Origin of the sequence: Achromobacter insuavis, from assembly GCF_902859645.1 — a bacterium.
Taxonomy (GTDB): Bacteria; Pseudomonadota; Gammaproteobacteria; order Burkholderiales; family Burkholderiaceae_B; genus Achromobacter; species Achromobacter insuavis.
Window position 1 is genome coordinate 1 of record NZ_CADIJR010000042.1, and the last position, 20,982, is coordinate 20,982.

Below are 20,982 nucleotides of genomic sequence, written 5' to 3' on the forward strand. Positions count from 1 at the left end.
GGCGGCGCTGGCCTGGCGGCTGGCGGCGTCGATGATGCGGGCCGCGCCCACCAGGGCGTCGCGGCGGATGTCCATGGGCGTGGTGCCGGCGTGGTCGGGCTGGCCTTCGACGGTGATCAGCACGCGGCGGATGCCGACGATGTTGGTGACCACGCCGATGGGCAGCTGGCGGCTTTCCAGCACGGGGCCTTGCTCGATGTGCAGTTCGACGAAGGCGGCGGTGCCGTCGGGGCCACGCAAGGGCTGGCCCAGCGCGGTCGGATCGCCGCCGATGCGGGCGATGCCCTGCGCCAGCGTCTCGCCGTCGGCGTTGCGGGCGGCCAGCATGTCGGCGCTGAGCTGGCCGCTCAGGGCGCGGCTGCCGACGCAGGAGATGCCGTAGTCGCTGGGTTCTTCGGACAGGAAGTCGATGACTTCGAACGGATGCTCCAGTTCGATGCCGTGTTCCCGCATCGTGTGGGCGACCTCGATGCCGGCCAGCACGCCGATGATGCCGTCGAAGCGGCCGCCGCTCATGACGGTGTCGCAGTGCGAGCCGGTGGCGATGGGCTTGCGCTGCGGGTTGCGGCCGGCGCGGGTGCCGATCAGGTTGCCGCCGGCGTCCAGGCGCGTGGCCAGGCCGGCGGCCTCGAATTCACCGCGCAGCCAGTCGCGCGCTTCGAGGAACAGCGGCGAAAAGGCGCGGCGGGTCCAGGGCTGGTCGGGCAGGGTGTAGCGCGACAGGGTCTCGACACGCGACCACAGGCGTTCGGCGTTCAACAGGGGAAAAACGGGCAAGGCGGTGGGCATGGAAGTTCCAGGAAATGCATCGGCGATTATGGCATGTGGGACACGCGCCGCCCGACCAGGCCCAGCGGCGCGCGCCGGGCCCAGCGTTGCATCATCAGCACCGCCACCACCGCCAGGCCGATCGCCAGCCCGCTCCAGATGCCGACCCCGCGCCAGTCGGCCCGGAACGCCAGCCAGGCGCCGCACGGCAGGCCCACGCCCCAGTAGCCGATGGCCGCGTAGATCATCGGCACGCGCGTGTCGTGCAGGCCGCGCAGCATGCCCGCGCCCAGCACCTGCGCGCCGTCGACGATCTGGAACACCGCCGCCACCGCCAGGTAGCTGACCGCGAAGGCCAGCACCTTGGCATTGGCCGGATCGTGCACGTCCATGAACACCGACACCAGCGCGTACGGCACGGTCAGCATCAGGGCCGCGGCGATCACCATCGAGCCGATGCCCAGGCCGAAGGCGCTCCAGCCGGCGCGCGTCACGCCCGCGCCGTCGCCCGCGCCCTGGGCGTAGCCGACCCGCACCGTGGCCGCCTGCGCCACGCCGTAGGGAATCATGAAGGTCACGCTGGCGATCTGGATGGCGATGGCGTGCGCCGCCAGTTCGGCCTCGCCCAGCCAGCCGATCAGGAAGGCCGCGGCGTTGAAGATGGTGACCTCGAAGGCGGTGGCCACGCCGATCGGCAGGCCCAGTTTCCAGAACGCCTTCAGGCGCGGCCAGTCGGGTTGCAGCAGGTCGCCGAACAGGCGATAGCGGCGGAAGCGCCGGTCGCGCAGCACCACCACGACCATGCCCACGAACAGGCTCAGGCTGGCGACCGCGCTGGCCACGCCCGCGCCGATCAGGCCCAGCGCCGGAAAGCCGAGGTTGCCGAACACCAGCACCCAGTTGCCCAGCACGTTGAACAGGATCGCGCCGACCGCCACGATGAAGGCCCAGCGCGCCTGCTGCAGCGCGGCCACGAACGAACGCAGCACCAGGAACCCCAGGAACGGCGGCATGGCCCAGAGCAGGGCGCGCAGGTACTGGCCGGCCGGCGCCGCCAGTTCGGGCGGCTGGCGCAGCAACAGCAGGATCTGCTCGCCATACCAGAGCGCCAGGCAGCCCGGCACCGACACCAGCGCCGCGGTCCACAGGCCCTGGCGCACGGTGCGGCGCACGTCGCGCACCGAATTGCGGCGCGCGCCTTCGGCCCGCGCCGCCATCGGCGCGGTGGCGCTGACCAGGCCCAGCGCGAAGAAGGCGATGGCCGAATACAGATTGGCGCCCAGCGCGCTCGCGGCCAGCGGCTGCGAACCCAGGTGGCCGATGAACATCACGTCCGTCACCGTCATCGCGATCTGGGCGAGATTGGTCAGCACCAGCGGCAGGCTCAGCAGCAGGGTGGCGACGATTTCACGTTTCCAGGCGGCGCGGCGAAGGGCGGGCATGCGGCTTCTCTTGTGGACGAAGCCCGCATCTTAAACGTCGTTCGGGGTTAACCCGGATATTTCCCCTGGCCCGGGCGGGACATCGCGGCGGCGCGTGCGCGACGGGCGCGTGCGCCGCGCGTCATGTCGCGCGCCAGGCCGGCGGGCGCTTTTCCAGGAAGGCGCTCACGCCTTCCCGCGCTTCGTCCGAGCCGCGCACGGTAGCGATGCGCTCGACCGAATCGGCAATCAGCGCGGCATCCAGCGGCTGGCCGGCGAAATCGCGCACCAGCCGCTTGCTGGCCTGCACCGCCTGCGGGCCGTTGTCGCACAGCGCGCGGCACACGGCCTCGGCTTCGTCCTGCAATTGCGCCGCCGGCGCCACGCCGTGCAGCAGGCCCATGCGGTAGGCCGCCGCGGCGTCGAAGCGCTCGGCGGTCAGGCAATAGCGGTTGGCGGCGCGTTCGCCCAGGGCGCGGATCACGTAGGGGCTGATGGTGGCCGGCAGCAGGCCCAGCCGGGCTTCGGACAGGCAGAACTGCGCGTGGTCGGCGGCGATGGCGACGTCGCAGGCCGCCACCAGGCCCAAGCCGCCGGCGTAGGCGTCGCCGTTGACCGCGGCCACCACCGGCTTGGGGCAGGTCCAGATGACGCGCAACATCTCCGCCAGGCGGGCGGCGTCGGCGCGATTGTCGGCGTCCGTCAGCGTGCCCATCTTGCGCATCCAGTTCAGGTCGCCGCCGGCGCAGAACGCCTTGCCCGCCCCGGTCAGCAGCAGCACCCGCACCGCCGGATCGTCCGCCGCCGCGCGCACCGCGGCGGTCAGGGCCGCGATCAGCGTCTCGTCGAAGGCGTTGCGCAGGTCGGGGCGGTTCAGCGTCAGGTGGGCGATGGGGCCATCGCGGGTCTCCAGCAGCGGACTGTCCGGCGTCATGCGTGTCTCCAGATATTGATTTCAACTCAATTAATAACCCGGACTGATTGAGCGCAGATATAGGGTATTACGCCAAGTCAGGATATTTATCTGGAGGATATTGAGTTATCCTCAAAAAAATAACGATGGAGCGAGACATGAGCCATTTCCCCGACGCCGCCGGCGCCGCGGCGCGCTACGCGTCGGTCTTCCGGCCTGGCCTGTTCGACGGCAAGACCGTCATGGTGACCGGCGGCGGCAGCGGCCTGGGCCGCTGCACCGCGCACGAACTGGCCTCGCTGGGCGCGCGCCTGGCGCTGGTCGGCCGCAAGCCGGAAAAGCTGGAGGCCGCGCGCGATGAACTGGCGCGCATCTACCCCGAGGCCGCCGACCGCATCACGCTGCACGCCTGCGACATCCGCGGCGAAACCGGCGTGCGCGGCGCGGTGGCCGACGCGCTGGCCGCGCATGGCGCCATCGACGGCCTGTTCAATTGCGCCGGCGGCCAGTTCCCGGCGCCGCTGGACCAGATCAGCTTCAACGGCTGGAACGCGGTGGTGCAGAACAACCTGCATGGCACCTTCCTGATGGCGCGCGAGGTCTACACCCAGCACATGCGCCAGCACGGCGGGGCCATCGTCAACATGCTGGCCGACATCTGGGGCGGCATGCCCGGCATGGGGCATTCCGGCGCGGCCCGCGCCGGCGTCTGGAACCTGACCGAGACGGCGGCCTGCGAATGGGCCCATGCCGGCGTGCGCGTGAACGCGGTGGCGCCGGGCTGGATCGCCTCCAGCGGCATGGACAGCTACGACGAGGACTACCGCGCGGTGCTGCGCGGCCTGGCCGCCAAGGTGCCGTTGCAGCGCTTCGGCACCGAGGCCGAATTGGCGGCGGCGGTGGTGTTCCTGCTGTCGCCGGCGGCGGCCTTCATCAACGGCAGCGTCATCCGCGTCGATGGCGGCGTGCCCAACGCGCGCCATTCCTGGACCCTGCCGCCGGCCGCGCGCGGCGACACCTACGACGGCTTTCCTCAGTACGCGCCGCCGTCCTTGTTCTCGGCGGACTGAAGCCGATGCAGGGCGTCTTGCACCTCGCCGCGGAACTGCGCCAGCGCCAGGGCATCGCGCCGCGGCGGCTGCAGCGCCTGCCACAGGAAGTCGACCAGGTGGTCGGCGGTGGCGGCCACGTCGACCCGCGCGCCGCCCAGGATGGCGTCCCACAGCACGTGCTCCATCGGGCCATAGACCGCCGAGCGCAGCAGGCGCAGCGGCATGTCCTGGCGGATATGGCCGTCGGCCTGGCCCTGCGCCAGGATGCGCATCAGCGGCGCGGTGTAGCGCCGTTGCAGGCCGGCGTAGATCTCGCCGAAATCGTCATTGCGGGCGCGGCCTTCGGACAGGATGAACGCGCACAGCCCGGTGCCCTCGGCCAGCAGGTGGCGCAGGTGGGCATGCACCAGGTAATGCAGCCGGGCGCGCGTGCCCTGCACCAGCGGCAGGTTGTCCTCGACCTTGGCGATGATCTCGTCGTACCAGTCGCTGATGACGCGCACGCACAGCTCGCGCTTGCCGCCGAAATAAGTGAACACCGTGCCTTCGGACACGCCCAGCCGCTGCGCGATCTCGGTGGTGGTGGCGGCCTGGAAGCCGGCCTCGGAAAACACCTGCCGCGCGACCCGCAGGATGTCCCGTATCCGTTGCTCGGACTTGGCGCTGGCCGGCGGGCGGCGCATCGGGACGGCGGCGGTTTTCTGCATAGGTGGAGGCGGGGCGATGGGAAGTGGCCGGGGCTTACTATCATAACGACCCGCGGCGCCGCGCCTTAAAGACACGCGAACACGAGACCCGCGACCACCAGAACCGCGAACACAAGAACAGCGAACAAAAGAACAGCGACACGGAGACCTGAGCATCATGCTGTCCAGAACCGAGACCTACGCGCAGTTGGCGTCTTCCTTCCAATGGCGCGTGCCGGCGGCCTACAACATCGGCGTGGACGCCTGCGACAAGTGGGCCGACGGCAGCGGCCGCCTGGCGCTGATCCACGAGAAAAGCGACGGCAGCCAGACGCGCTACAGCTTCGACGATATCAAGGCGCGCGCCAATCAGCTGGCCAACGCGCTGCGGCGCCAGGGCGTGCGGCGCGGCGACCGGGTGGCGGTGTACCTGCCGCAGGCGCCCGAGACCGCCGTGACCCACATCGCCGTCTACAAGATGGGCGCGGTGGCGGTGCCGCTGTTCACCTTGTTCGGCGTCGACGCGATCCAGTACCGCCTGGCCGACAGCGGCGCCGCCGCGCTGGTCACCGACGCCGAGGGCTGCCGCCGCCTGCAGGAGATCCGCGCGACGCTGCCGGCCCTGCAGACGGTCTATTGCATCGACGGCCCGGGCGAGGGCGGGGCGCTGCCGCTGCACGCGTCGCTCGACGCCGAGTCCGAACTGTTCGAGCCCGAGCCCACCGCGGCCGACGACCCGGCCGTCATCATCTACACGTCCGGCACCACCGGCAAGCCCAAGGGCGCGCTGCACGCCCATCGCGTGCTGCTCGGCCACCTGCCGGGCGTGGAGATGTCGCACGAATTCTTTCCCGAGCACGCCACGCTGATGTGGACGCCGGCCGACTGGGCCTGGATCGGCGGCCTGCTGGACGTGCTGCTGCCGGCCTGGCACCACGGCGTGCCGGTGCTGGCGCGGCGCTTCGAGAAATTCGACGGCGCCTCGGCCTTCGACCTGATGGCGCGCCATGGCGTCACCCACACCTTCCTGCCGCCCACCGCGCTCAAGATGATGCGCGGCGTGGCCAGCCCGCCCGCGCCCGGCGCGCTGGCGCTGCGCTCGGTGGCCAGCGGCGGCGAATCGCTCGGCGCCGAGCTGATCGACTGGGGCCGCCGCGTGCTGGGCGTGACCATCAACGAGTTCTATGGCCAGACCGAATGCAACATGCTGGTGTCGTCGTGCTCGTCGCTGTTCGCGCCGCGCATCGGCAGCATCGGCCGCGCCGCGCCCGGACACCGGGTCGCCATCGTGGATGAGCAGGGCGCCGAAATGGCCGATGGCCAGGAAGGCAACATCGGCGTATTGCGGCCCGACCCGGTGATGTTCCTGGGCTACTGGAACAACCCGCAGGCCACCGCCGAGAAATTCGCCGGCGACTACCTGCTGACCGGCGACATGGGCGTGCGCGACGCCGACGGCTTCATCCGCTTCGTCGGCCGCAACGACGACGTCATCACCAGCGCCGGCTACCGCATCGGCCCCGGGCCGATCGAGGACTGCCTGCTGGGCCACCCGGCCGTGCGCATGGCCGCCGTGGTGGGCGTGCCCGACGCCGAGCGCACCGAGGTGGTGATGGCCTACGTGGTGCTGCACGATGGCGTGACGGGCGACGAGGCGCTGGTCAAGGCCCTGCAGGCGCACGTGCGCACCCGCCTGGCGGCGCACGAATACCCGCGCCGCATCCGCTTTGTAACCAGTTTGCCCAGCACCGCCACCGGCAAGATCATCCGCCGCGCATTGCGTGACGGCAGCTATGCCTGAGCCGCGCCGGCCATTGAAAAAAGCGATGACAAACCCGGTGACAAACTCGTCCGTTTGGTCGGGTTGACGGCCGACCGGCCGCTGCAAGTATGATGGCGCAAACATGTATACGGCCCCACTCAAAAGGGGCCGTATCGCCATTAGCCTTAGTATGGAGATAACCCTAATGAATAAGCCCTTGGACGGGGGCCTGGCGGCCTTGAACGTACCCGCGTACGTCAAGCACCGCGGCCTGATCGACTGGGTCGCCAGTGTGGTGGCGCTGGCCAAACCGGATCGCGTCGAATGGTGCGACGGTTCGCAGGAAGAATACGATCGCCTGTGCGAACTCATGGTGCAGGCCGGCACCATGCGCCGGCTCAACCCGGCCAAGCGGCCCAATTCCTTCCTGGCCTGTTCCGACCCGTCGGACGTGGCGCGCGTCGAAGACCGCACCTTCATCTGCTCCGACCGTCCCGAGGACGCCGGTCCGACCAACAACTGGGCCGACCCGGCCGAGATGCGCGCGACGCTCAACGGCCTGTTCGACGGCGCCATGCGCGGCCGCACGCTGTACGTGGTGCCGTTCTCGATGGGGCCGCTGGGTTCGGACATCGCCCACATCGGCGTCGAGCTGTCCGACAGCCCGTATGTCGCGGTCAACATGCGCATCATGACGCGCATGGGCAAGCAGGTCTACGACGTGCTGGGCGCCGACGGCGACTTCGTGCCGTGCGTGCACTCGGTCGGCAAGCCGCTGGCCGCCGGCGAGGCCGACGTGGCCTGGCCCTGCAACGCCACCAAGTACATCGTCCACTTCCCCAAGAGCCGCGAGATCTGGAGCTTCGGTTCGGGCTACGGCGGCAATGCGCTGCTGGGCAAGAAGTGCTTCGCGCTGCGCATCGCCTCCACCATGGGCCGCGACCAGGGCTGGCTGGCCGAACACATGCTGATCCTGGGCGTGACCTCGCCCAAGGGCCGCAAGTACCACGTCGCCGCCGCGTTCCCGTCGGCCTGCGGCAAGACCAACTTCGCCATGCTGATCCCGCCGCAGGGCATGGACGGCTGGAAGGTCACCACCATCGGCGACGACATCGCCTGGATCAAGCCGGGCGCCGACGGCCGCCTGCACGCCATCAACCCCGAGGCCGGCTATTTCGGCGTGGCCCCGGGCACCAGCGAGCAGACCAACTTCAACGCCATGGCCACGCTCAAGGCCAACGTCATCTTCACCAACGTCGCCCTGACCGACGACGGCGACGTCTGGTGGGAAGGCATGACCGACACGCCGCCCGCGCACCTGATCGACTGGCAGGGCCAGGACTGGACCCCGGCCATCGCCCGCGAGACCGGTCGCAAGGCCGCCCATCCCAACGCGCGTTTCACCGCCCCGGCGGCGCAGTGCCCGTCGATCGACCCCGAGTGGGAGAACCCGCAGGGCGTGGTGATCGACGCCTTCATCTTCGGCGGCCGCCGCTCCACCACCGTGCCGCTGGTGACCGAGGCCCGCAGCTGGGTCGAAGGCGTCTACATGGCCGCCACCATGGGCTCGGAAACCACCGCCGCCGCCGTCGGCCAGCAGGGCGTGGTGCGGCGCGATCCGTTCGCCATGTTGCCGTTCTGCGGCTACAACATGAGCGACTACTTCAACCACTGGCTCAACCTGGGCAAGCAGCTCGAAGCCGCCGGCGCCACGCTGCCGCGCATCTACTGCGTCAACTGGTTCCGCAAGGGCCCCGACGGCAAGTTCGTCTGGCCCGGCTTCGGCGAGAACATGCGCGTGCTGCGCTGGATGCTGGGCCGCATCGACGGCCAGGCCAGCGGCGTCGACCAGGTGTTCGGCGTCTCGCCCAGCTACCAGGACATCGACTGGACCGGCCTGGAGTTCAGCCCTGACAAGTTCGAACAGGTCATGTCGGTCGACGCCGGCGCCTGGCGCGACGAACTGGCGCTGCACGACGAGCTGTTCGGCCAGCTGGCCCAGGGCCTGCCCGAAGACCTGCCCGCCACCAAGGTCAAGATCGAAGGCCGCCTGGCCGCCTGAGGCCGCGCTCGATCACAAACCCGCGCACCGTGACGTGCGCGGGTTTTTTTACGGCACAATCGTTCTATGAAACTCGACGCCGAAGACCTCGCCAAGATTACCGAACTGACCCTGGCCCACTACGAAGAAAGCGCCCGGTCCTTCGAGGAAGGCACGCGCGACCACGACGTCAGCCAGAACATCGCCGCGCTGCTGCGCCACATCGAGGGCGAGCCCCCCTGCGACATCCTCGACCTCGGCTGCGGCCCCGGCCGCGACCTCAAGACCTTCGCCGCCCTCGGCCACCGCCCCGTCGGCCTGGACGGCACCCCCAGCTTCGTCGCCATGGCCCGCGCCGCCAGCGGCTGCGACGTCTGGCACCAGGACTTCCTGCACCTGCAACTGCCCGCCGCCCGCTTCGACGGCATCTTCGCCAACGCCGTCCTGTTCCACGTCCCCACCCAGGAACTGCCCCGCGTCCTGCGCGACCTGCGCGCCACCCTCAAACCCCGCGGCGTCCTCTTCAGCTCCAACCCCCGCGGCGGCAACCAGGAAGGCTGGAACCGCGGCCGCTACGGCGCCTACCACGACCTGGACGGCTGGCGCACCCTGCTGCAAGCCGCAGGCTTCGAAGAACTCGAACACTACTACCGCCCCGACGGCCTGCCACGCGAACAACAACCCTGGCTCGCCAGTGTGTGGAGAAGGGCGGACTGACCGCACGACGCGATACACGCATCACCCGCGCGCAGCGCATCCTCCCGCCTTCACACACCCAGACGCCCATCGCGGCCGCCTGCGCGGCCACGATGGGCAGCCCTGAAAATTCCCTTCCCCGATCACAGGTCCAGCAGCGCGACAAGCCAAGACGCACGTAGCCCCTCGGGCGGGCGCAGTCGGTGGCGGGCAACCTCGATGCGCCCGAGGGAATCTGAAGGCAGTCGCCGCAGGCGACAACGAAGATGACAACGGGGGGGGCCGCCTAGGCAAGTCCGGAGCGAACGCTCCGGACCGCAATCGTGGGCGCCCGCCACCGACTGCGCCCGCCCGAGGGGCAGCCTACGAAGCAGAGCCAGCCTACAAAGCCCATCACCCCGATCACCCCCTTCCCCAGGCGAACAAAGCAAAGCAAAAACCGGATACCCACCGCAGCCACCGGCCACTCCCCCTGGATCCCCGTCAACCCACCCCGCAATACCCGCACTCCCCGGATACCCGCCGCCAAATCCGGCTACCGCCCCGCCCGCGCCCGCCCTCAACATCCGCCTCACGATCTCAGCAACCCAAGAGGCAAGCAAATGAAGGGACTGGCCCACAAAACCGCCATCGTCACCGGCGGCGCCACGCTGATCGGCGCCGGCGTCGTCGCCGCGCTGCGCGCCAAGGGCGTGCGCGTCGCCATCTTCGACATCGACGCCGACGGCGCCGCCCGCGTCGCCGCCACCGACCCCGACGGCATCCGCGCCTGGCCGCTCGACATTACCGACGACGCCCAGCTGGCCCGCGCCGTCACCGAGGTCGCCGCCCACTTCGGCCGCATCGACTACCTCGTCAACCTCGCCGCCACCTACCTCGACGACGGCGCCGCCTCCGGCCGCGCCGACTGGCTGCGCGCCCTGGACATCAACGTCGTCAGCGCCGTCATGGCCGCCCGCGCCGTGCATCCGCACCTGGTGGCCGCCGGCGGCGGCGCCATCGTCAACTTCACCAGCATCTCGTCGCGCGTCGCGCAGACCGGCCGCTGGCTCTATCCGGTCTCCAAGGCCGCCTTGCTGCAGGTCACCCGCAGCCTGGCGATGGACTACGCCGGCGACCGCATCCGCGTCAATTCGGTCTCGCCCGGCTGGACCTGGTCGCGCGTGATGGACGAACTGACCCATGGCGACCGCGCCAAGACCGACCGCGTCGCCGCCGACTTCCACCTGCTGGGCCGCGCCGGCGATCCGGCCGAGGTGGCCGAGGTGGTCGCTTTCCTGCTGTCGGACCACGCCAGCTTCGTTACCGGCGCCGACTACGCCGTCGACGGCGGCTATTCCGCCATGGGCCCCGAACAGGCCCGTCCCGCCATCCCGCGCCTGGCCGAATAAGGCCGGCCTTACCGCTCATCGGGCCGCCAGGAACCCGGCGGACCCGCACACCAAACAGGAGATCCATCATGCGTCGAATCGCGATCGTCGGAGGAGGGCAGGCCGGCCTGCCGTTGGCACTGGGCCTGCTGGACAAGGGCTACGAGGTGACCGTGGTCACCAACCGCGAGCCCGATGACATCCGCCGCGGCAAGGTCATGTCCAGCCAGTGCATGTTCGATGCCTCGCTGCAGATCGAGCGCGACCTGGGCCTGAACCAGTGGGAAGCCGACTGTCCGCCGGTCGAAGGCATCGGCCTGGCCGTGCCGCATCCCGAGCGCCCCGGCCACAAGCTGATCGACTGGGCCGCGCGCCTGGACCGTCCGGCGCAGGCGGTGGACCAGCGCATCAAGATGCCGGCCTGGATGGAATTGTTCGCCGCCCGCGGCGGCCGCCTGCTGATCCAGGATGGCGGCGTGGCCGAACTGGAGCTGCTGGCCGCCTCGCACGACCTGGTGCTGCTGGCCGCCGGCAAGGGCGACGTGGTCAAGCTGTTCGAGCGCGACACCGCGCGCTCGCGCTTCGACAAGCCGCAGCGCGCGCTGGCCCTGACCTACGTGCACGGCATGCGCCCGGCGCCGGTGTTCTCGCGGGTCGCCTTCAACCTGATCCCCGGCGTCGGCGAGTACTTCGTGTTCCCCGCGCTCACCACCACCGGCCCCTGCGAAATCATGGTGTTCGAAGGCGTGCCGGGCGGCCCGATGGACTGCTGGCGCGATATCAAGACGCCGCAGGACCACCTGGCCAAGAGCCTGGACATCCTGCGCACCTTCCTGCCCTGGGAGGCCGAGCGCTGCGCGTCGGTCGAGCTGACCGATGCCAACGGCATCCTGGCCGGCAGCTTCGCGCCCACGGTGCGCAAGCCGGTCATGACGTTGCCGTCGGGCCGCCTGGTGTTCGGCCTGGGCGACGCCGTGGTCACCAACGACCCCATCACCGGCCAGGGCTCGAACAACGCCACCAAGGCCTGCGCCGTCTATCTGGAGGCGATCCTGGCGCGCGGCGACCAGGCTTTCACGGCCGAGTGGATGCAGCAGACCTTCGAGCGCTTCTGGGACTACGCCAGCGCCGTGGTCGACTGGACCAACTCGATGCTGCTGCCGCCGCCGCCGCATCTGCTGCACCTGCTGCAGGCCGCCGGCGACGCGCCCGCCCTGGCCAGCGCCGTCGCCAACGGCTTCAACCATCCGCCCAACTTCTTCCCGTGGTGGACCGACGCCACCGCCTGCGAGGCCTTCATCGCCGCCAAATCCACCCGGGCGGCGGCGTGATGGCGGCCCTGGACTGGGGCAGCACCGACCTGCACCCCAAGGTCCTGCGCGGCGTGCTGGGCAGCTACCCGACCGGCGTGGCCATCGTCGCCACGCGCTGTCCGGACGGCCGCAAGGTCGGGCTGACCATCAACTCCTTCGCCTCGCTGTCGCTCGATCCGCCGCTGGTGCTGTGGAGCCTGGTGAACCGCTCGCCCAACCTGGCGGCGTTCCGCGACTGCGACCACTTCACCATCAGCGTGCTGGCCTGCGGCCAGGAGGCGCTGGCGCGGCGTTTCGCCGATCCGGCGGTGCCGGACAAGTTCGAAGGCGCCGAGCTGCACGAGGTGCCCGAGGGCGTGCCTGCCATCGCCGGCGCCGTGGCCACGCTGGTCTGCGCCAACGACCAGCAGAGCCCGGCCGGCGACCACCTGCTGCTGTTCGGCCGGGTGCTGCGCGTGGCCAGCCTGGAGGCCACGCCGCTGGTGTTCCATGCGGGGCGCTTCACGGCGCTGACCCTATGATGCCCTCATCTTCCGCGTCCGGCGCCCAGATCATCGTGGTGGGCAGCGGCATGAATTCGCTGGTGTGCGCCGCGCTGCTGGCGCAGCGCGGCAAATCGGTGCTGGTGCTGGAGCGCAACGACCGCCTGGGCGGCTGCATCCGCACCGAGGAATTGTTTCCCGGCTACCGCCACGACGTGCTGTCGAGCTGGTATCCGCTGTTCGTCGGCGGCCCCGCCTACGCCGCCCTCAAGCCGGCCCTGCAGGCGGCCGGCCTGGAATTCGCCCAGTGCGACTACACCACCGGCCTGGCGCTGCCCGACGGCAGCGGCATCGCCCTCAAGCAGGACATCGCGGACAGCGCGCGGCGCCTGGACGCGTGGGCGCCGGGCGACGGCGCCGCGTTCGGCGCCATGGCGCAACGCCTGTTCGGCGAAGACGCCGCGCTGACCTTCGGCCTGCTGGGCCAGAACCCCTATGGCGCCGGCATGCTCAAGCTGCTGTTCGGCGAGTGGCGCCGGCGCGGCCTGGACGGGCTGATGGCGTTCGCCGCCGATTCGCTGGAGAGTTTTCGCCGCTGGTCCGACCGTGAATTGCAATCCGACGCGGCGCGCGCGCTGATCGCGCCCTGGGTGCTGCACACCGGCCTGGGACCGGACGACGCCTGTTCGGCGCTGATCGGCAAGCTGACCTTCGCCGCGGTGGTGGCCGGCGGCATGCCGGTGGTCAAGGGCGGCAGCCAGGGCGTGGTGGACGCCCTGGCCAAGGTCATCGAGCACCACGGCGGCCGGCTGCAGACTGGCGCCGCCGTCGAACGCATCCTGACGCATGGCGAAGGCCGCCGCCGCCGCGCCGTCGGCGTCATGGCCGCCGGCCGCGAGTACCGCGCCAGCGAGGCCGTGGTCTGCAACGTCACGCCCGGCCAGCTGTACGGCACGCTGCTGCCCGACGCGCCCGAGCCGCTGCGGCGCCGCGCCGCCGGCTACCGCCATGGCCGCGGCGGCATGCAGATCCATTTCGCGCTCGACGCGCCGCCCGACTGGCGCACGCCCGAACTGCGCCACGTGCCGCTGGTGCACCTGACCGAGAGCATGGAGCAGGTCTGCGCCTCGGTCACCGAAGCCAACAACGGCCTGTTGCCGGCGCGGCCGACGCTGGCCATCGGCCAGCCGGTCGCCGTCGATCCGTCGCGCGCGCCGGCCGGCGGCTGGATCCTGTGGGTGCAGATGCAGGAGCTGCCGGTGCGCGTCAAGGGCGATGCCGCCGGCCTGATCGACACGCCCGCCGACGGCCGCTGGACCGAGGCCCTGCGCGAGGCCGTCGCCGACCGCGTGCAGGCGCGGCTGGAACCGGTCATGCCCGGCCTGGCGCAACGCATCGTCGGCCGTCGCAGCTACTCGCCGGCCGACCTGGAGGCGCTGAACTGCAACCTGGTGGGCGGCGATCCGTACGCGGGCATCTGTTCGCCCGACCAGTTCTTCTGGCTGCGACCGTTCGCCGGCAGCCAGGGCGCGCGCGGCCACCGCACGCCGCTGCGCAACCTTTTCCACATCGGCGCCGCCACCCACCCGGGTCCCGGACTGGGCGGCGGTTCCGGCTATCTCGTCGCACAACAACTCGCGCCCCGCGGGGGCAGGAGCGGAACATGAGCAGACACCTGACACGCCGGCTGGCTTGCGCCGCGGCATTGGCGCTGGCCGGCGGCGTGGCGCAAGCCACCGAAGGCGGCGGCCTGGGCATCTATCCGGACGGCCTGGAGAACTTCATGTCGGGCGCGCTGCCGCCGCCCGGGGTGCACATGCTGGTATACGGCGGCGGCGCGCGCTACGACAAGCTGCGCGGCAACGATGGCGAACGCCTGCCGGTGCCGGACTTCAAGGTCGACGTCAACGTGCTGGCCCCGCGCCTGATCTGGGTCACGCCGCAGCAGGTGCTGGGCGGCCAGCTGGCCTTCCATGCCATCACGCCGCTGCTGGACGTCACCTTCAAGGCCGGCGGCCAGCGCTACCGCAGCACCGGCCTGGGCGACATGACGCTGGGCGTGGCGCTGGGCTATCACCTGTCCGAATCGCTGCACTACGTGGTCGGCCTGGACATGTACGCGCCCACCGGCGAATACGACCGCAAGGACCCGTCCAGCCTCGGCAAGAACTACTGGACCGCCCAGCCCGTGTTCGCGCTCAGCCGCATCAGCCCGGACGGCTTCAACGCCGACCTGAAGCTGATGTACGACTTCAACTTCCGCAACTCCGCCACCGACACCCGCTCGGGCCAGGCCATCCACGCCGACTACGCGGTGGGTTGGGGCGTGGGCAAGGGCTGGGTGCTGGGCGTGGGCGGGCATGCCTTCCAGCAGGTCACCGACGACAACGGCCCCAACAGCGCCGCCGGCCGCGCCCGCGCCTTCGGCGTGGGGCCGTCGGTGCGCTACATGAACGACCGCGGCTGGCTGTTCACCGCCAAGTGGCAGCAGGAATTCCAGGTCAAGAACCGGCCGGAGGGCGCGCAGCTGTACGTCAAACTGGCGATTCCGTTCTAGGGCCCGCGCCTGGCTCCTTCCAGGATAGACAGGCCCTGGGGCTGCGTGCGGCGGGCCGGCCCGGCAGCGGGCCCGCCGCGGGGGAAGGGGGCGGCAGCAAGGCGGACGCCGCCCGCCCGTCGCCGCGAATGGGCTAGACTCAAGGCTCTCTTCGTTTCAAGTAGCCATCCATGATTGTCAAAGCCTTGCGTGTCGGTGTGGGTCAACTGATTGTCCTGGGCGATGCGCTGACGCGCCCGCGCCCGCAGCAACGCTCGGCCCAAGGCCAGGCCGCCGTCGACCGCGAGGCGGCCGCGCTGTCGCTCTACCAGTTCCATGCCTGCCCGTTCTGCGTCAAGACGCGGCGCGCCATCCACCGCCTGAACGTGCCCGTTGCGCTGCGCGATGCCAAGGGGGATCCCCAGGCGCGCGCCGAATTGCAGGCTGGCGGCGGCAAGGTCAAGGTGCCGTGCCTGCGCATCGAGGAAGCGGGCGGCACGCGCTGGATGTACGAGTCCAGCGACATCATCGCCTACCTTGAACAACGCTACGCGAACGTGGCCTGACGCGGCGGCCTCATGACACGCCCCGCCCGCCGCCTGGCTCTCCTGACCCTGTGCGCGGCCGTGGCGCTGGCGGGCTGCGACTCGTCGCTGCCGCCGTCGCCCGCCGGGTCCAGGCTCACGGCGGAGACCCTGGCCACCCAGGAAACGCCGCCCGAACTCCAGTTCAAGGGCGCCTTGGCGGGCAAACCCATCCACCTGCTCATGCATGAATGCAAGGTCTACAAGGTGGACCCGGCGGAAGGCGGCAATGTCGCCTGGACGCTGGTGCTGGAAGGCGATTTCTATCTGCTGCCCACCGCCTGCGTGCGCCAGGAACTGACGGCGGGCAAGGGCTTCGTGCAGGCCTTCATCGGCCGCCAGGCGTTCGGCGCCGGCGGCTGCTGCACCGGCACTCCGCAGTACCGGTCGACCGACGGGCTGACCTGGAAGCCGCGCTGAACGCCACGTTGAATGCCGAACTGAATGCCGCAATGAACGCCATCAGCGTGAGCGGACGATCGTTTGCGGTTGGCCATCCCCAGGGTTGTTTGAACGCAAGGCCTGGCCAGTCCTGACAAAGTTGCCGCTTCCGCCGTGCCGCCGCGCGTGCCGCGTCAGCCGTGCCGCCGCACGCTCTGGCTGGGGCTCTCGCCGTAGCGCGCGCCTTGTAGCCGGCGCTGAAACGCCCCAGGTGCGCGAAACCCCAGCGCAGCGCCACCCCCGCGACGTTCTGGCATTCACCCGCCACCAGCTCGGCGCGCGCCCGTTCCATGCGCAGGTCGCGCAGATAGTGCATGGGGCTGATCCCCAGGAATTCCTTGAAACCGGCATACAGGCTGCGCACGCTGACCCCCGCGATGCGCGCCAGCTGCTCGGCGCTGACCGGCTCGTGCGCATGCGCCTGCAGATAATCCTGCACGCAGCGCACGTGGCGCGGCAGCACCGCGCCGCGGCGGCCCGCCGGCGCGGCGCTGTAGTTGTGGGGCAGGGTGGACAGCAGCGTCGCCGCCACCAGCTGTTCCATCTGGTGCACGATCAGCTTGTGCTGGGCCAGGTCGGCGTGCTGCGACGAACAATCCAGCAGATACGCCATCAGGCAGCGCCAGGCCGGACACTCGCGCCAGCGGAACCCCAGCTGGAAGCGCAGCGGCCGATCCAGCGTACAGCCCAGGTGGCCCACCAGCGTGCGCTCCAGCAGCGAGCGGCCCACCCGCAACATGAACTGGTCGTTGTCGTCGGCCCAATGCATCGCCAGGTCGTCATCCGGGCTGACCACCGACGCCACGTCCGGCGTCGAATCCACCCGCTGCGGCCCGCTCTCGATCAGCGCGGTGCCCGACAGCGGCATCTGCACCAGGAAGAAGTCCTCCAGCGGCCCCGGCCGAATCTCGACATTCGCCCCGTAGCGCAGCCGGTTCAGCGACACCTCGCCCAGCGGCTGGTGATGCATGCGCGCGTTCAGGCGCTGCGTCGACCCGACCACGCCCAGGTGGTGCGGCCGCATCACCCGGCCCACCATCGCGCGCGCCTCGTCCAGGTCGCCCGAGGCGAACAGCTGTTGCGCCGGCGTCGCCAGAATGGTGTCGATGCGCCACCCCGCGGCGCCGGCCATTGCCCCGGCGGCCGGGCGCGGCTCGGCGGGTTGCCATGATGTCTCGGCATCGGACTGCGTCGTGTTCAGCATGGCCGGGATTCCTTGCTCAGGTCCTGATGTCCGGCGGGCAGCGGCCGCCGGTTCCCCTGGCGGCCACGTCCGTGGCGCGCCTTTATGATGGTCCTCATAGTAAAACGCCGCGCCCCGCGCGGGACTGCTGGAAAACCCGTCCCGGCGGGCATGGGACTATCCGTTTTTTGCGCTGGCTGTCCGTCGTGTGCGGGAAAGCGGCCCCGGGGCCGGCGGCTGTCGTCAGGGGGCCGGGCTGGCCCGTGCCCTCAGAGGATGGCCTGCAGCCCTTTGTCGGCGATCAGGTTGAGCAGCTTGAGCGCCGGCCCGGTGGGGCGGGTCTGGCCTTGTTCCCATTTGCGCACGGTCGAGGCGGTGGTGTGCAGGTGCAGCGCGAATACCGGCTGGCTGAAGTTCAGGGATTCGCGCAGGCGGCGGATGTCCGTCGCATCGAGGTCACGGACCGGCGGAGGGCAGAGGCTGTCGAATTCGCGCAGGGTGACCTTGCCGACCGCGCCCGCGTCGTGCAACGCGGCCAGATCGTCGCGGATGTCCTCAATGATCTTGCTCACAATGGATCTCCAATAGGATGCCGGATCCGAGCGCTTTCGAGATGGCGTCGGGGGATAGTTCGAGGAATACCCGTCCTGCGAATTGCAGTGCCTTCTGTTCCTCCGGCGCTATGTTTTCCTGGTCGCTCTTGGAAAAGCCATGCAGAAACACATAGCGGTGGCCAAGGCGAGCGGAAAGCAATGCGCGATATCCATGGCTTTTGCCCCCGCCTGGCCAGGCCACTCGTTGTTTGTAGAGCAGGCCTCCCAGGCTGGCGTCGATCAAGCCGTGTTCCATTGCCCTGACCGCCATGCAGAGTGCGGCGTCAGGCAGGCGTTCCTCTGCCTGCCATCGGGCAAAGCGTTTTCGCTTCAGGATGCGTTTCATCAGTGTTCCTAAATGTACCCGCTTCGGGCATGATTTAAAGCACCCGAGTGGATATTTCCTCGAGGCTTTCGTCCTATTCTCGAAAATGCGGCCAAGGGGCCACGTTGGCCCCTGCGCGTGTCGCGTGAGGCGGCCAGTGCTGATGTGCAAACGTAGCGCAGATGGGCAAGCTTTGTGAGGGATACCGTGCTCAACATGTCCACGTTGATGGCGCACTGGAGGACCCGGGAACGGATAGGCGGCAATTGGCGCAACCGGGTGCAAGCTGATGTGGGAGCGCGACATCTGCTATGTCGCCAACAATTCTCGCTGGCGCGTGATGGCCGAGACCTCGAACCTGATCGAGACCGAGTATCCGGACAAGGGCTATTACGGCCTGGCCTACAGCATCGCCCGCGCCAAGCTATACATGAAGACCGGCAAGCAGCTCACTGACGCGCGCTGAGGCGGCGCGGCGGCGTGGCCGGCAGGCAGGCCGCCCATCAACGCTTGAGGCAGCTGGACACCGACTCGGTCAGTCGGGCCATTTCCTGGTCGACGCCGAGATCGGTGCAATAGGCGCCGGCGCCGCGCAACGAGAGCGCGAGCGTGGAGGCGCGCTTCGAGACCTCGGCTTTCAGGCGAAAGCCGCTGGTGTTGGGGCTGCTGTAGTGGGTGGTTTCGAGCACCCCGGTCTTGGCGTCGCGGATGGCATGGCCCTGGTCATATTCCCGCCCGGCCGCCGTGCTCGCGGCGGTTGCGCGGTCGATGCACGCGAACACGTCCTCGGTGGCGGCGTTCTGTGGAATCTGGAGCGTGGCGCTCTGGCTGGGGCCGAGCGCGTCGCAGAGCGTCGAAGACGTCGAGCAGCCGCCCAACAGGACAATGATCGCCGCCATCCCGGCCAGCCTGCCTTTCAGGCGGCCATGCGCCTGGATCCCGCCAATACCCGCCATCGCCGTGACCTCCCCCGATCGCTATGCAAACAGACACCCATGGGCTGGCGCACAGGCGGGTGTCGCGTTGCGCTCCCGGTCGGCATGCCTGCCATTCGAGCCTGCATTCTAGAGACTGCGCGACGTGGCGGTGTAACGAGTGATGGCGGTGTGTCTCTTTGTCCTTGGAAAAGCGTGCGGATCATCGGGCTCACCCGTTCACGACCCTCGCCGCCGTCACCGTCACTTCGACCAGCCAGCCGGGTTCGACAAGGCCCACCACCTGCGCCCGAGTCCGTGTGGGCAGATGGGGTTGCGCGCTTGAGCCGAAGTAGTCGGCATAGACGCTCGAAAACGCGCCGTAGTCCGGCGGGCCGGTCCTGGCGGGTTCCACGACGAAAAGCGCTTGCACGGCAATCACATCGCCCAGCGCATACCCTTTGCCTTCCAGGATGGCCTGAATCTGGTCGAACACGCTTCTCGTCTGCGTGCGCAGGTCGCCGAAATAGCCCACCGAGTGGGGTTCGGCGTCGAGATTCGACGGCAGTGCGCCGACGCCGCTCAACGTGATGGTCCGGGCGCTCGCGGGGACTTCAATCGCTTCCGCGAATTCCCGAGCCCACGATGCCTCGAGGCGCCTGGGGGTAGGGTGCCGCACAATGGCGTCGCTCATTGGATTCTCCAAAGGTGAATTGACCGCCTGCCACGAGCGCCATCCACCTGGGATGCGCCCGCTGATAGCCCGCTCATCGGACCGCCGGAATGCTCAGGGGAGGTCAGCGCATGATGGTACGTAGATGTCGATCATCTGAAAAATGAATTAATTCGATAAAATCGTTCGATCCTGTCGATGGATAGCGCTGCCTTGAACCGGGATTCAATGAGAGACAGATGGAACTGCGCCACCTTCGCTATTTCTTGACCATCGTCGAACTCGACAATCTGTCGCGCGCGGCCGAGAAGCTGTGCGTTGCGCAATCCACGCTGTCGCACGCCCTGCGTCAACTTGAAGAAGAATTGGGCATCGCGTTGTTTGACCGGGTAGGGCGGACCATGCGCCTCACTCAGGCCGGTCGGGTGTTCCGCGACTATGCGGCGCGAACATGCAATGAAGCGACGCGGGCCAAGCGGGCGATGCAGGAGTTGAACGAGCTCGACGCGGGTACCTTCACCTTGGGCGCCATCCCGGTATTTCCCCTGGCATTTCTGCCGCGCACGGTCTCGGCCTTCAACCAGCGACACCCGAAAGTGCGGATCGTGGTCCAGGATCTGCTCGCGGCGCAGCTCGAGGAAAAACTGGCGCTGGGTATGCTCGATCTTGGCATCGCCTTTCATCCGGCCTCACGCGACGACGTCGAATCCGAACCTCTTTTTTCTGAGCGGCTGGTCCTGGCGGTGGGCCGCGAGCACCCGTTCGCACGGAAGCGTCGGGTTCAGTGGAGAACGCTCGATTCGATTCCGCTAGCCCTGTTCCCGCCGAAATTCTCGACGCGCATCCTGATCGAAGACGCGTTCAAGGCCGCCAATGTGCAATTGCAGGTAGCGGTGGAAATGGATAGCACGGAGTCGCTCCTGGCGGTCGCCGCGGAAGGGCAGCTTGCGACCATCGTCCCTGAAACGGCGGCGACGGGCTTCGAGCGCGTCAATCTCATCCCTATCACGCAGCCGGAATTGTCCCGGCAACTCGGCTTGCTGTGGCCGAAGGGAGCAGGGCGGACTCGCGCCGCGACGACTTTCGCCGGGATGCTCAAGGAAATGTCCATGGCCGTGAGAAAGGGCCAGAAAGCGTGAGGGGATAGACCGAGGAACACCTCTCCAGCGAATTGCAGTATCGGTGGCGGATGCAAGCAGACCGCTTGAGCGAATCGTTTTACTATCGCC

Annotated in this window: 21 protein-coding genes and 1 pseudogene; 13 read left to right on the forward strand and 9 right to left on the reverse strand. The window is 69.1% G+C overall.

Going from position 1 to position 20,982, the window contains the following annotated elements:
- From H0523_RS19855 to H0523_RS19865, 3 genes are all read right to left on the reverse strand, one after another.
- On the reverse strand, positions 1 to 789 hold a 789-nt coding region (locus tag H0523_RS19855), incomplete at its 3' end, for a hydantoinase/carbamoylase family amidase (RefSeq protein ID WP_180180130.1).
- Positions 790 to 815: 26 nt separating this feature from the next.
- Entirely contained in the window at positions 816 to 2,210 is a 1,395-nt protein-coding gene (locus tag H0523_RS19860) for an MATE family efflux transporter (protein WP_054432243.1), read from the reverse strand.
- 121 nt (positions 2,211 to 2,331) lie between these two features.
- The gene (locus H0523_RS19865; protein WP_054432242.1) at positions 2,332 to 3,123 is read right to left on the reverse strand and encodes an enoyl-CoA hydratase/isomerase family protein; all 792 of its coding nucleotides are present in this window, start codon (positions 3,121 to 3,123) and stop codon (positions 2,332 to 2,334) included.
- Between the two features lie 137 nt (positions 3,124 to 3,260).
- Here H0523_RS19865 and H0523_RS19870 point away from each other — a divergent pair, with 137 nt between their 5' ends.
- Positions 3,261 to 4,172 (forward strand): SDR family oxidoreductase, encoded by a 912-nt coding sequence (locus tag H0523_RS19870; RefSeq protein ID WP_054432241.1) that lies wholly within the window; start codon positions 3,261 to 3,263, stop codon positions 4,170 to 4,172.
- On the opposite strand, the gene H0523_RS19875 is transcribed toward H0523_RS19870, so the two are convergent.
- The gene (locus tag H0523_RS19875; RefSeq protein ID WP_054432240.1) at positions 4,136 to 4,861 is read right to left on the reverse strand and encodes a TetR/AcrR family transcriptional regulator; all 726 of its coding nucleotides are present in this window, start codon (positions 4,859 to 4,861) and stop codon (positions 4,136 to 4,138) included. The genes H0523_RS19870 and H0523_RS19875 overlap by 37 nt on opposite strands.
- 157 nt (positions 4,862 to 5,018) lie before the next feature.
- Between H0523_RS19875 and H0523_RS19880 the strand changes: the two genes are divergently transcribed.
- The 10 genes from H0523_RS19880 (at position 5,019) to H0523_RS19925 (ending at position 16,044) form a co-directional block, all read left to right on the forward strand.
- Positions 5,019 to 6,641, forward strand: coding sequence for an acyl-CoA synthetase (locus H0523_RS19880; protein ID WP_054432239.1), 1,623 nt, complete (start codon positions 5,019 to 5,021; stop codon positions 6,639 to 6,641).
- Positions 6,642 to 6,807: 166 nt separating this feature from the next.
- Positions 6,808 to 8,664, forward strand: a complete 1,857-nt coding sequence (locus H0523_RS19885) for a phosphoenolpyruvate carboxykinase (GTP) (protein ID WP_054432238.1) — start codon at positions 6,808 to 6,810, stop codon at positions 8,662 to 8,664.
- A 66-nt stretch (positions 8,665 to 8,730) separates the two neighbouring features.
- Positions 8,731 to 9,360 carry a class I SAM-dependent DNA methyltransferase gene (locus H0523_RS19890; RefSeq protein ID WP_054432237.1) on the forward strand — a complete coding sequence of 210 codons (630 nt, stop codon included), beginning with the start codon at positions 8,731 to 8,733 and terminating at the stop codon, positions 9,358 to 9,360.
- 581 nt (positions 9,361 to 9,941) lie between these two features.
- Positions 9,942 to 10,730, forward strand: coding sequence for an SDR family oxidoreductase (locus H0523_RS19895; protein ID WP_054432236.1), 789 nt, complete (start codon positions 9,942 to 9,944; stop codon positions 10,728 to 10,730).
- Between the two features lie 68 nt (positions 10,731 to 10,798).
- Positions 10,799 to 12,040 (forward strand): styrene monooxygenase/indole monooxygenase family protein, encoded by a 1,242-nt coding sequence (locus H0523_RS19900; RefSeq protein WP_054432235.1) that lies wholly within the window; start codon positions 10,799 to 10,801, stop codon positions 12,038 to 12,040.
- Positions 12,040 to 12,543, forward strand: coding sequence for a flavin reductase family protein (locus tag H0523_RS19905; RefSeq protein WP_054432234.1), 504 nt, complete (start codon positions 12,040 to 12,042; stop codon positions 12,541 to 12,543). Before H0523_RS19900 ends, H0523_RS19905 begins: the two co-directional genes overlap by 1 nt.
- The gene (locus H0523_RS19910) at positions 12,540 to 14,171 is read left to right on the forward strand and encodes a phytoene desaturase family protein (RefSeq protein WP_369817065.1); all 1,632 of its coding nucleotides are present in this window, start codon (positions 12,540 to 12,542) and stop codon (positions 14,169 to 14,171) included. The genes H0523_RS19905 and H0523_RS19910 overlap by 4 nt, the downstream gene beginning before the upstream one ends.
- Positions 14,168 to 15,061 carry a SphA family protein gene (locus H0523_RS19915; RefSeq protein ID WP_054432233.1) on the forward strand — a complete coding sequence of 298 codons (894 nt, stop codon included), beginning with the start codon at positions 14,168 to 14,170 and terminating at the stop codon, positions 15,059 to 15,061. Before H0523_RS19910 ends, H0523_RS19915 begins: the two co-directional genes overlap by 4 nt.
- Before the next feature lie 170 nt (positions 15,062 to 15,231).
- On the forward strand, positions 15,232 to 15,606 hold the full coding sequence (locus tag H0523_RS19920; RefSeq protein ID WP_054432232.1) for a glutaredoxin family protein: 375 nt from the start codon (positions 15,232 to 15,234) through the stop codon (positions 15,604 to 15,606).
- Between the two features lie 12 nt (positions 15,607 to 15,618).
- Complete coding sequence (locus H0523_RS19925) at positions 15,619 to 16,044, forward strand: hypothetical protein (protein ID WP_054432231.1); 426 nt, start codon at positions 15,619 to 15,621, stop codon at positions 16,042 to 16,044.
- A 155-nt stretch (positions 16,045 to 16,199) separates the two neighbouring features.
- Here the strand turns inward: H0523_RS19925 and H0523_RS19930 are convergent.
- The 3 genes and pseudogenes from H0523_RS19930 to H0523_RS19940 all read right to left on the reverse strand — a co-directional run bounded on the left by H0523_RS19930 (position 16,200) and on the right by H0523_RS19940 (position 18,187).
- A pseudogene (locus H0523_RS19930) lies at positions 16,200 to 17,269 on the reverse strand (AraC family transcriptional regulator).
- A 248-nt stretch (positions 17,270 to 17,517) separates the two neighbouring features.
- Positions 17,518 to 17,820 (reverse strand): helix-turn-helix domain-containing protein, encoded by a 303-nt coding sequence (locus H0523_RS19935; protein ID WP_054432229.1) that lies wholly within the window; start codon positions 17,818 to 17,820, stop codon positions 17,518 to 17,520.
- Positions 17,804 to 18,187, reverse strand: coding sequence for a type II toxin-antitoxin system RelE/ParE family toxin (locus H0523_RS19940; RefSeq protein WP_082404564.1), 384 nt, complete (start codon positions 18,185 to 18,187; stop codon positions 17,804 to 17,806). The genes H0523_RS19935 and H0523_RS19940 overlap by 17 nt, the downstream gene beginning before the upstream one ends.
- Positions 18,188 to 18,455: 268 nt before the next feature.
- Between H0523_RS19940 and H0523_RS19945 the strand changes: the two genes are divergently transcribed.
- Positions 18,456 to 18,632: a hypothetical protein gene (locus tag H0523_RS19945; RefSeq protein ID WP_156333417.1), complete on the forward strand. Its 177-nt coding sequence runs from the start codon at positions 18,456 to 18,458 to the stop codon at positions 18,630 to 18,632.
- Positions 18,633 to 18,669: 37 nt separating this feature from the next.
- On the opposite strand, the gene H0523_RS19950 is transcribed toward H0523_RS19945, so the two are convergent.
- Positions 18,670 to 19,122 carry a hypothetical protein gene (locus H0523_RS19950; protein WP_054432227.1) on the reverse strand — a complete coding sequence of 151 codons (453 nt, stop codon included), beginning with the start codon at positions 19,120 to 19,122 and terminating at the stop codon, positions 18,670 to 18,672.
- 190 nt (positions 19,123 to 19,312) lie between these two features.
- Entirely contained in the window at positions 19,313 to 19,774 is a 462-nt protein-coding gene (locus H0523_RS19955; protein WP_054432226.1) for a Rid family hydrolase, read from the reverse strand.
- A 218-nt stretch (positions 19,775 to 19,992) separates the two neighbouring features.
- On the opposite strand from H0523_RS19955, the gene H0523_RS19960 reads away from it, so the two are divergent.
- Positions 19,993 to 20,892: a LysR substrate-binding domain-containing protein gene (locus H0523_RS19960; protein ID WP_054432225.1), complete on the forward strand. Its 900-nt coding sequence runs from the start codon at positions 19,993 to 19,995 to the stop codon at positions 20,890 to 20,892.
- Positions 20,893 to 20,982: the final 90 nt, after the last annotated feature.

Bases quoted from the DNA above. Each gene is read 5' to 3' on its own strand.
- H0523_RS19860 (WP_054432243.1), bottom strand. From the start codon at position 2,210: ATGCCCGCCCTTCGCCGCGCCGCCTGGAAACGTGAAATCGTCGCCACC.
- H0523_RS19955 (WP_054432226.1), bottom strand. From the start codon at position 19,774: ATGAGCGACGCCATTGTGCGGCACCCTACCCCCAGGCGCCTCGAGGCA.
- H0523_RS19870 (WP_054432241.1), top strand. From the start codon at position 3,261: ATGAGCCATTTCCCCGACGCCGCCGGCGCCGCGGCGCGCTACGCGTCG.
- H0523_RS19875 (WP_054432240.1), bottom strand. From the start codon at position 4,861: ATGCAGAAAACCGCCGCCGTCCCGATGCGCCGCCCGCCGGCCAGCGCC.
- H0523_RS19910 (WP_369817065.1), top strand. From the start codon at position 12,540: ATGATGCCCTCATCTTCCGCGTCCGGCGCCCAGATCATCGTGGTGGGC.
- H0523_RS19950 (WP_054432227.1), bottom strand. From the start codon at position 19,122: ATGGCGGGTATTGGCGGGATCCAGGCGCATGGCCGCCTGAAAGGCAGG.
- H0523_RS19945 (WP_156333417.1), top strand. From the start codon at position 18,456: ATGTGGGAGCGCGACATCTGCTATGTCGCCAACAATTCTCGCTGGCGC.
- H0523_RS19905 (WP_054432234.1), top strand. From the start codon at position 12,040: ATGGCGGCCCTGGACTGGGGCAGCACCGACCTGCACCCCAAGGTCCTG.
- H0523_RS19960 (WP_054432225.1), top strand. From the start codon at position 19,993: ATGGAACTGCGCCACCTTCGCTATTTCTTGACCATCGTCGAACTCGAC.
- H0523_RS19920 (WP_054432232.1), top strand. From the start codon at position 15,232: ATGATTGTCAAAGCCTTGCGTGTCGGTGTGGGTCAACTGATTGTCCTG.
- H0523_RS19890 (WP_054432237.1), top strand. From the start codon at position 8,731: ATGAAACTCGACGCCGAAGACCTCGCCAAGATTACCGAACTGACCCTG.
- H0523_RS19925 (WP_054432231.1), top strand. From the start codon at position 15,619: ATGACACGCCCCGCCCGCCGCCTGGCTCTCCTGACCCTGTGCGCGGCC.
- H0523_RS19895 (WP_054432236.1), top strand. From the start codon at position 9,942: ATGAAGGGACTGGCCCACAAAACCGCCATCGTCACCGGCGGCGCCACG.
- H0523_RS19885 (WP_054432238.1), top strand. From the start codon at position 6,808: ATGAATAAGCCCTTGGACGGGGGCCTGGCGGCCTTGAACGTACCCGCG.
- H0523_RS19915 (WP_054432233.1), top strand. From the start codon at position 14,168: ATGAGCAGACACCTGACACGCCGGCTGGCTTGCGCCGCGGCATTGGCG.
- H0523_RS19865 (WP_054432242.1), bottom strand. From the start codon at position 3,123: ATGACGCCGGACAGTCCGCTGCTGGAGACCCGCGATGGCCCCATCGCC.
- H0523_RS19900 (WP_054432235.1), top strand. From the start codon at position 10,799: ATGCGTCGAATCGCGATCGTCGGAGGAGGGCAGGCCGGCCTGCCGTTG.
- H0523_RS19880 (WP_054432239.1), top strand. From the start codon at position 5,019: ATGCTGTCCAGAACCGAGACCTACGCGCAGTTGGCGTCTTCCTTCCAA.
- H0523_RS19940 (WP_082404564.1), bottom strand. From the start codon at position 18,187: ATGAAACGCATCCTGAAGCGAAAACGCTTTGCCCGATGGCAGGCAGAG.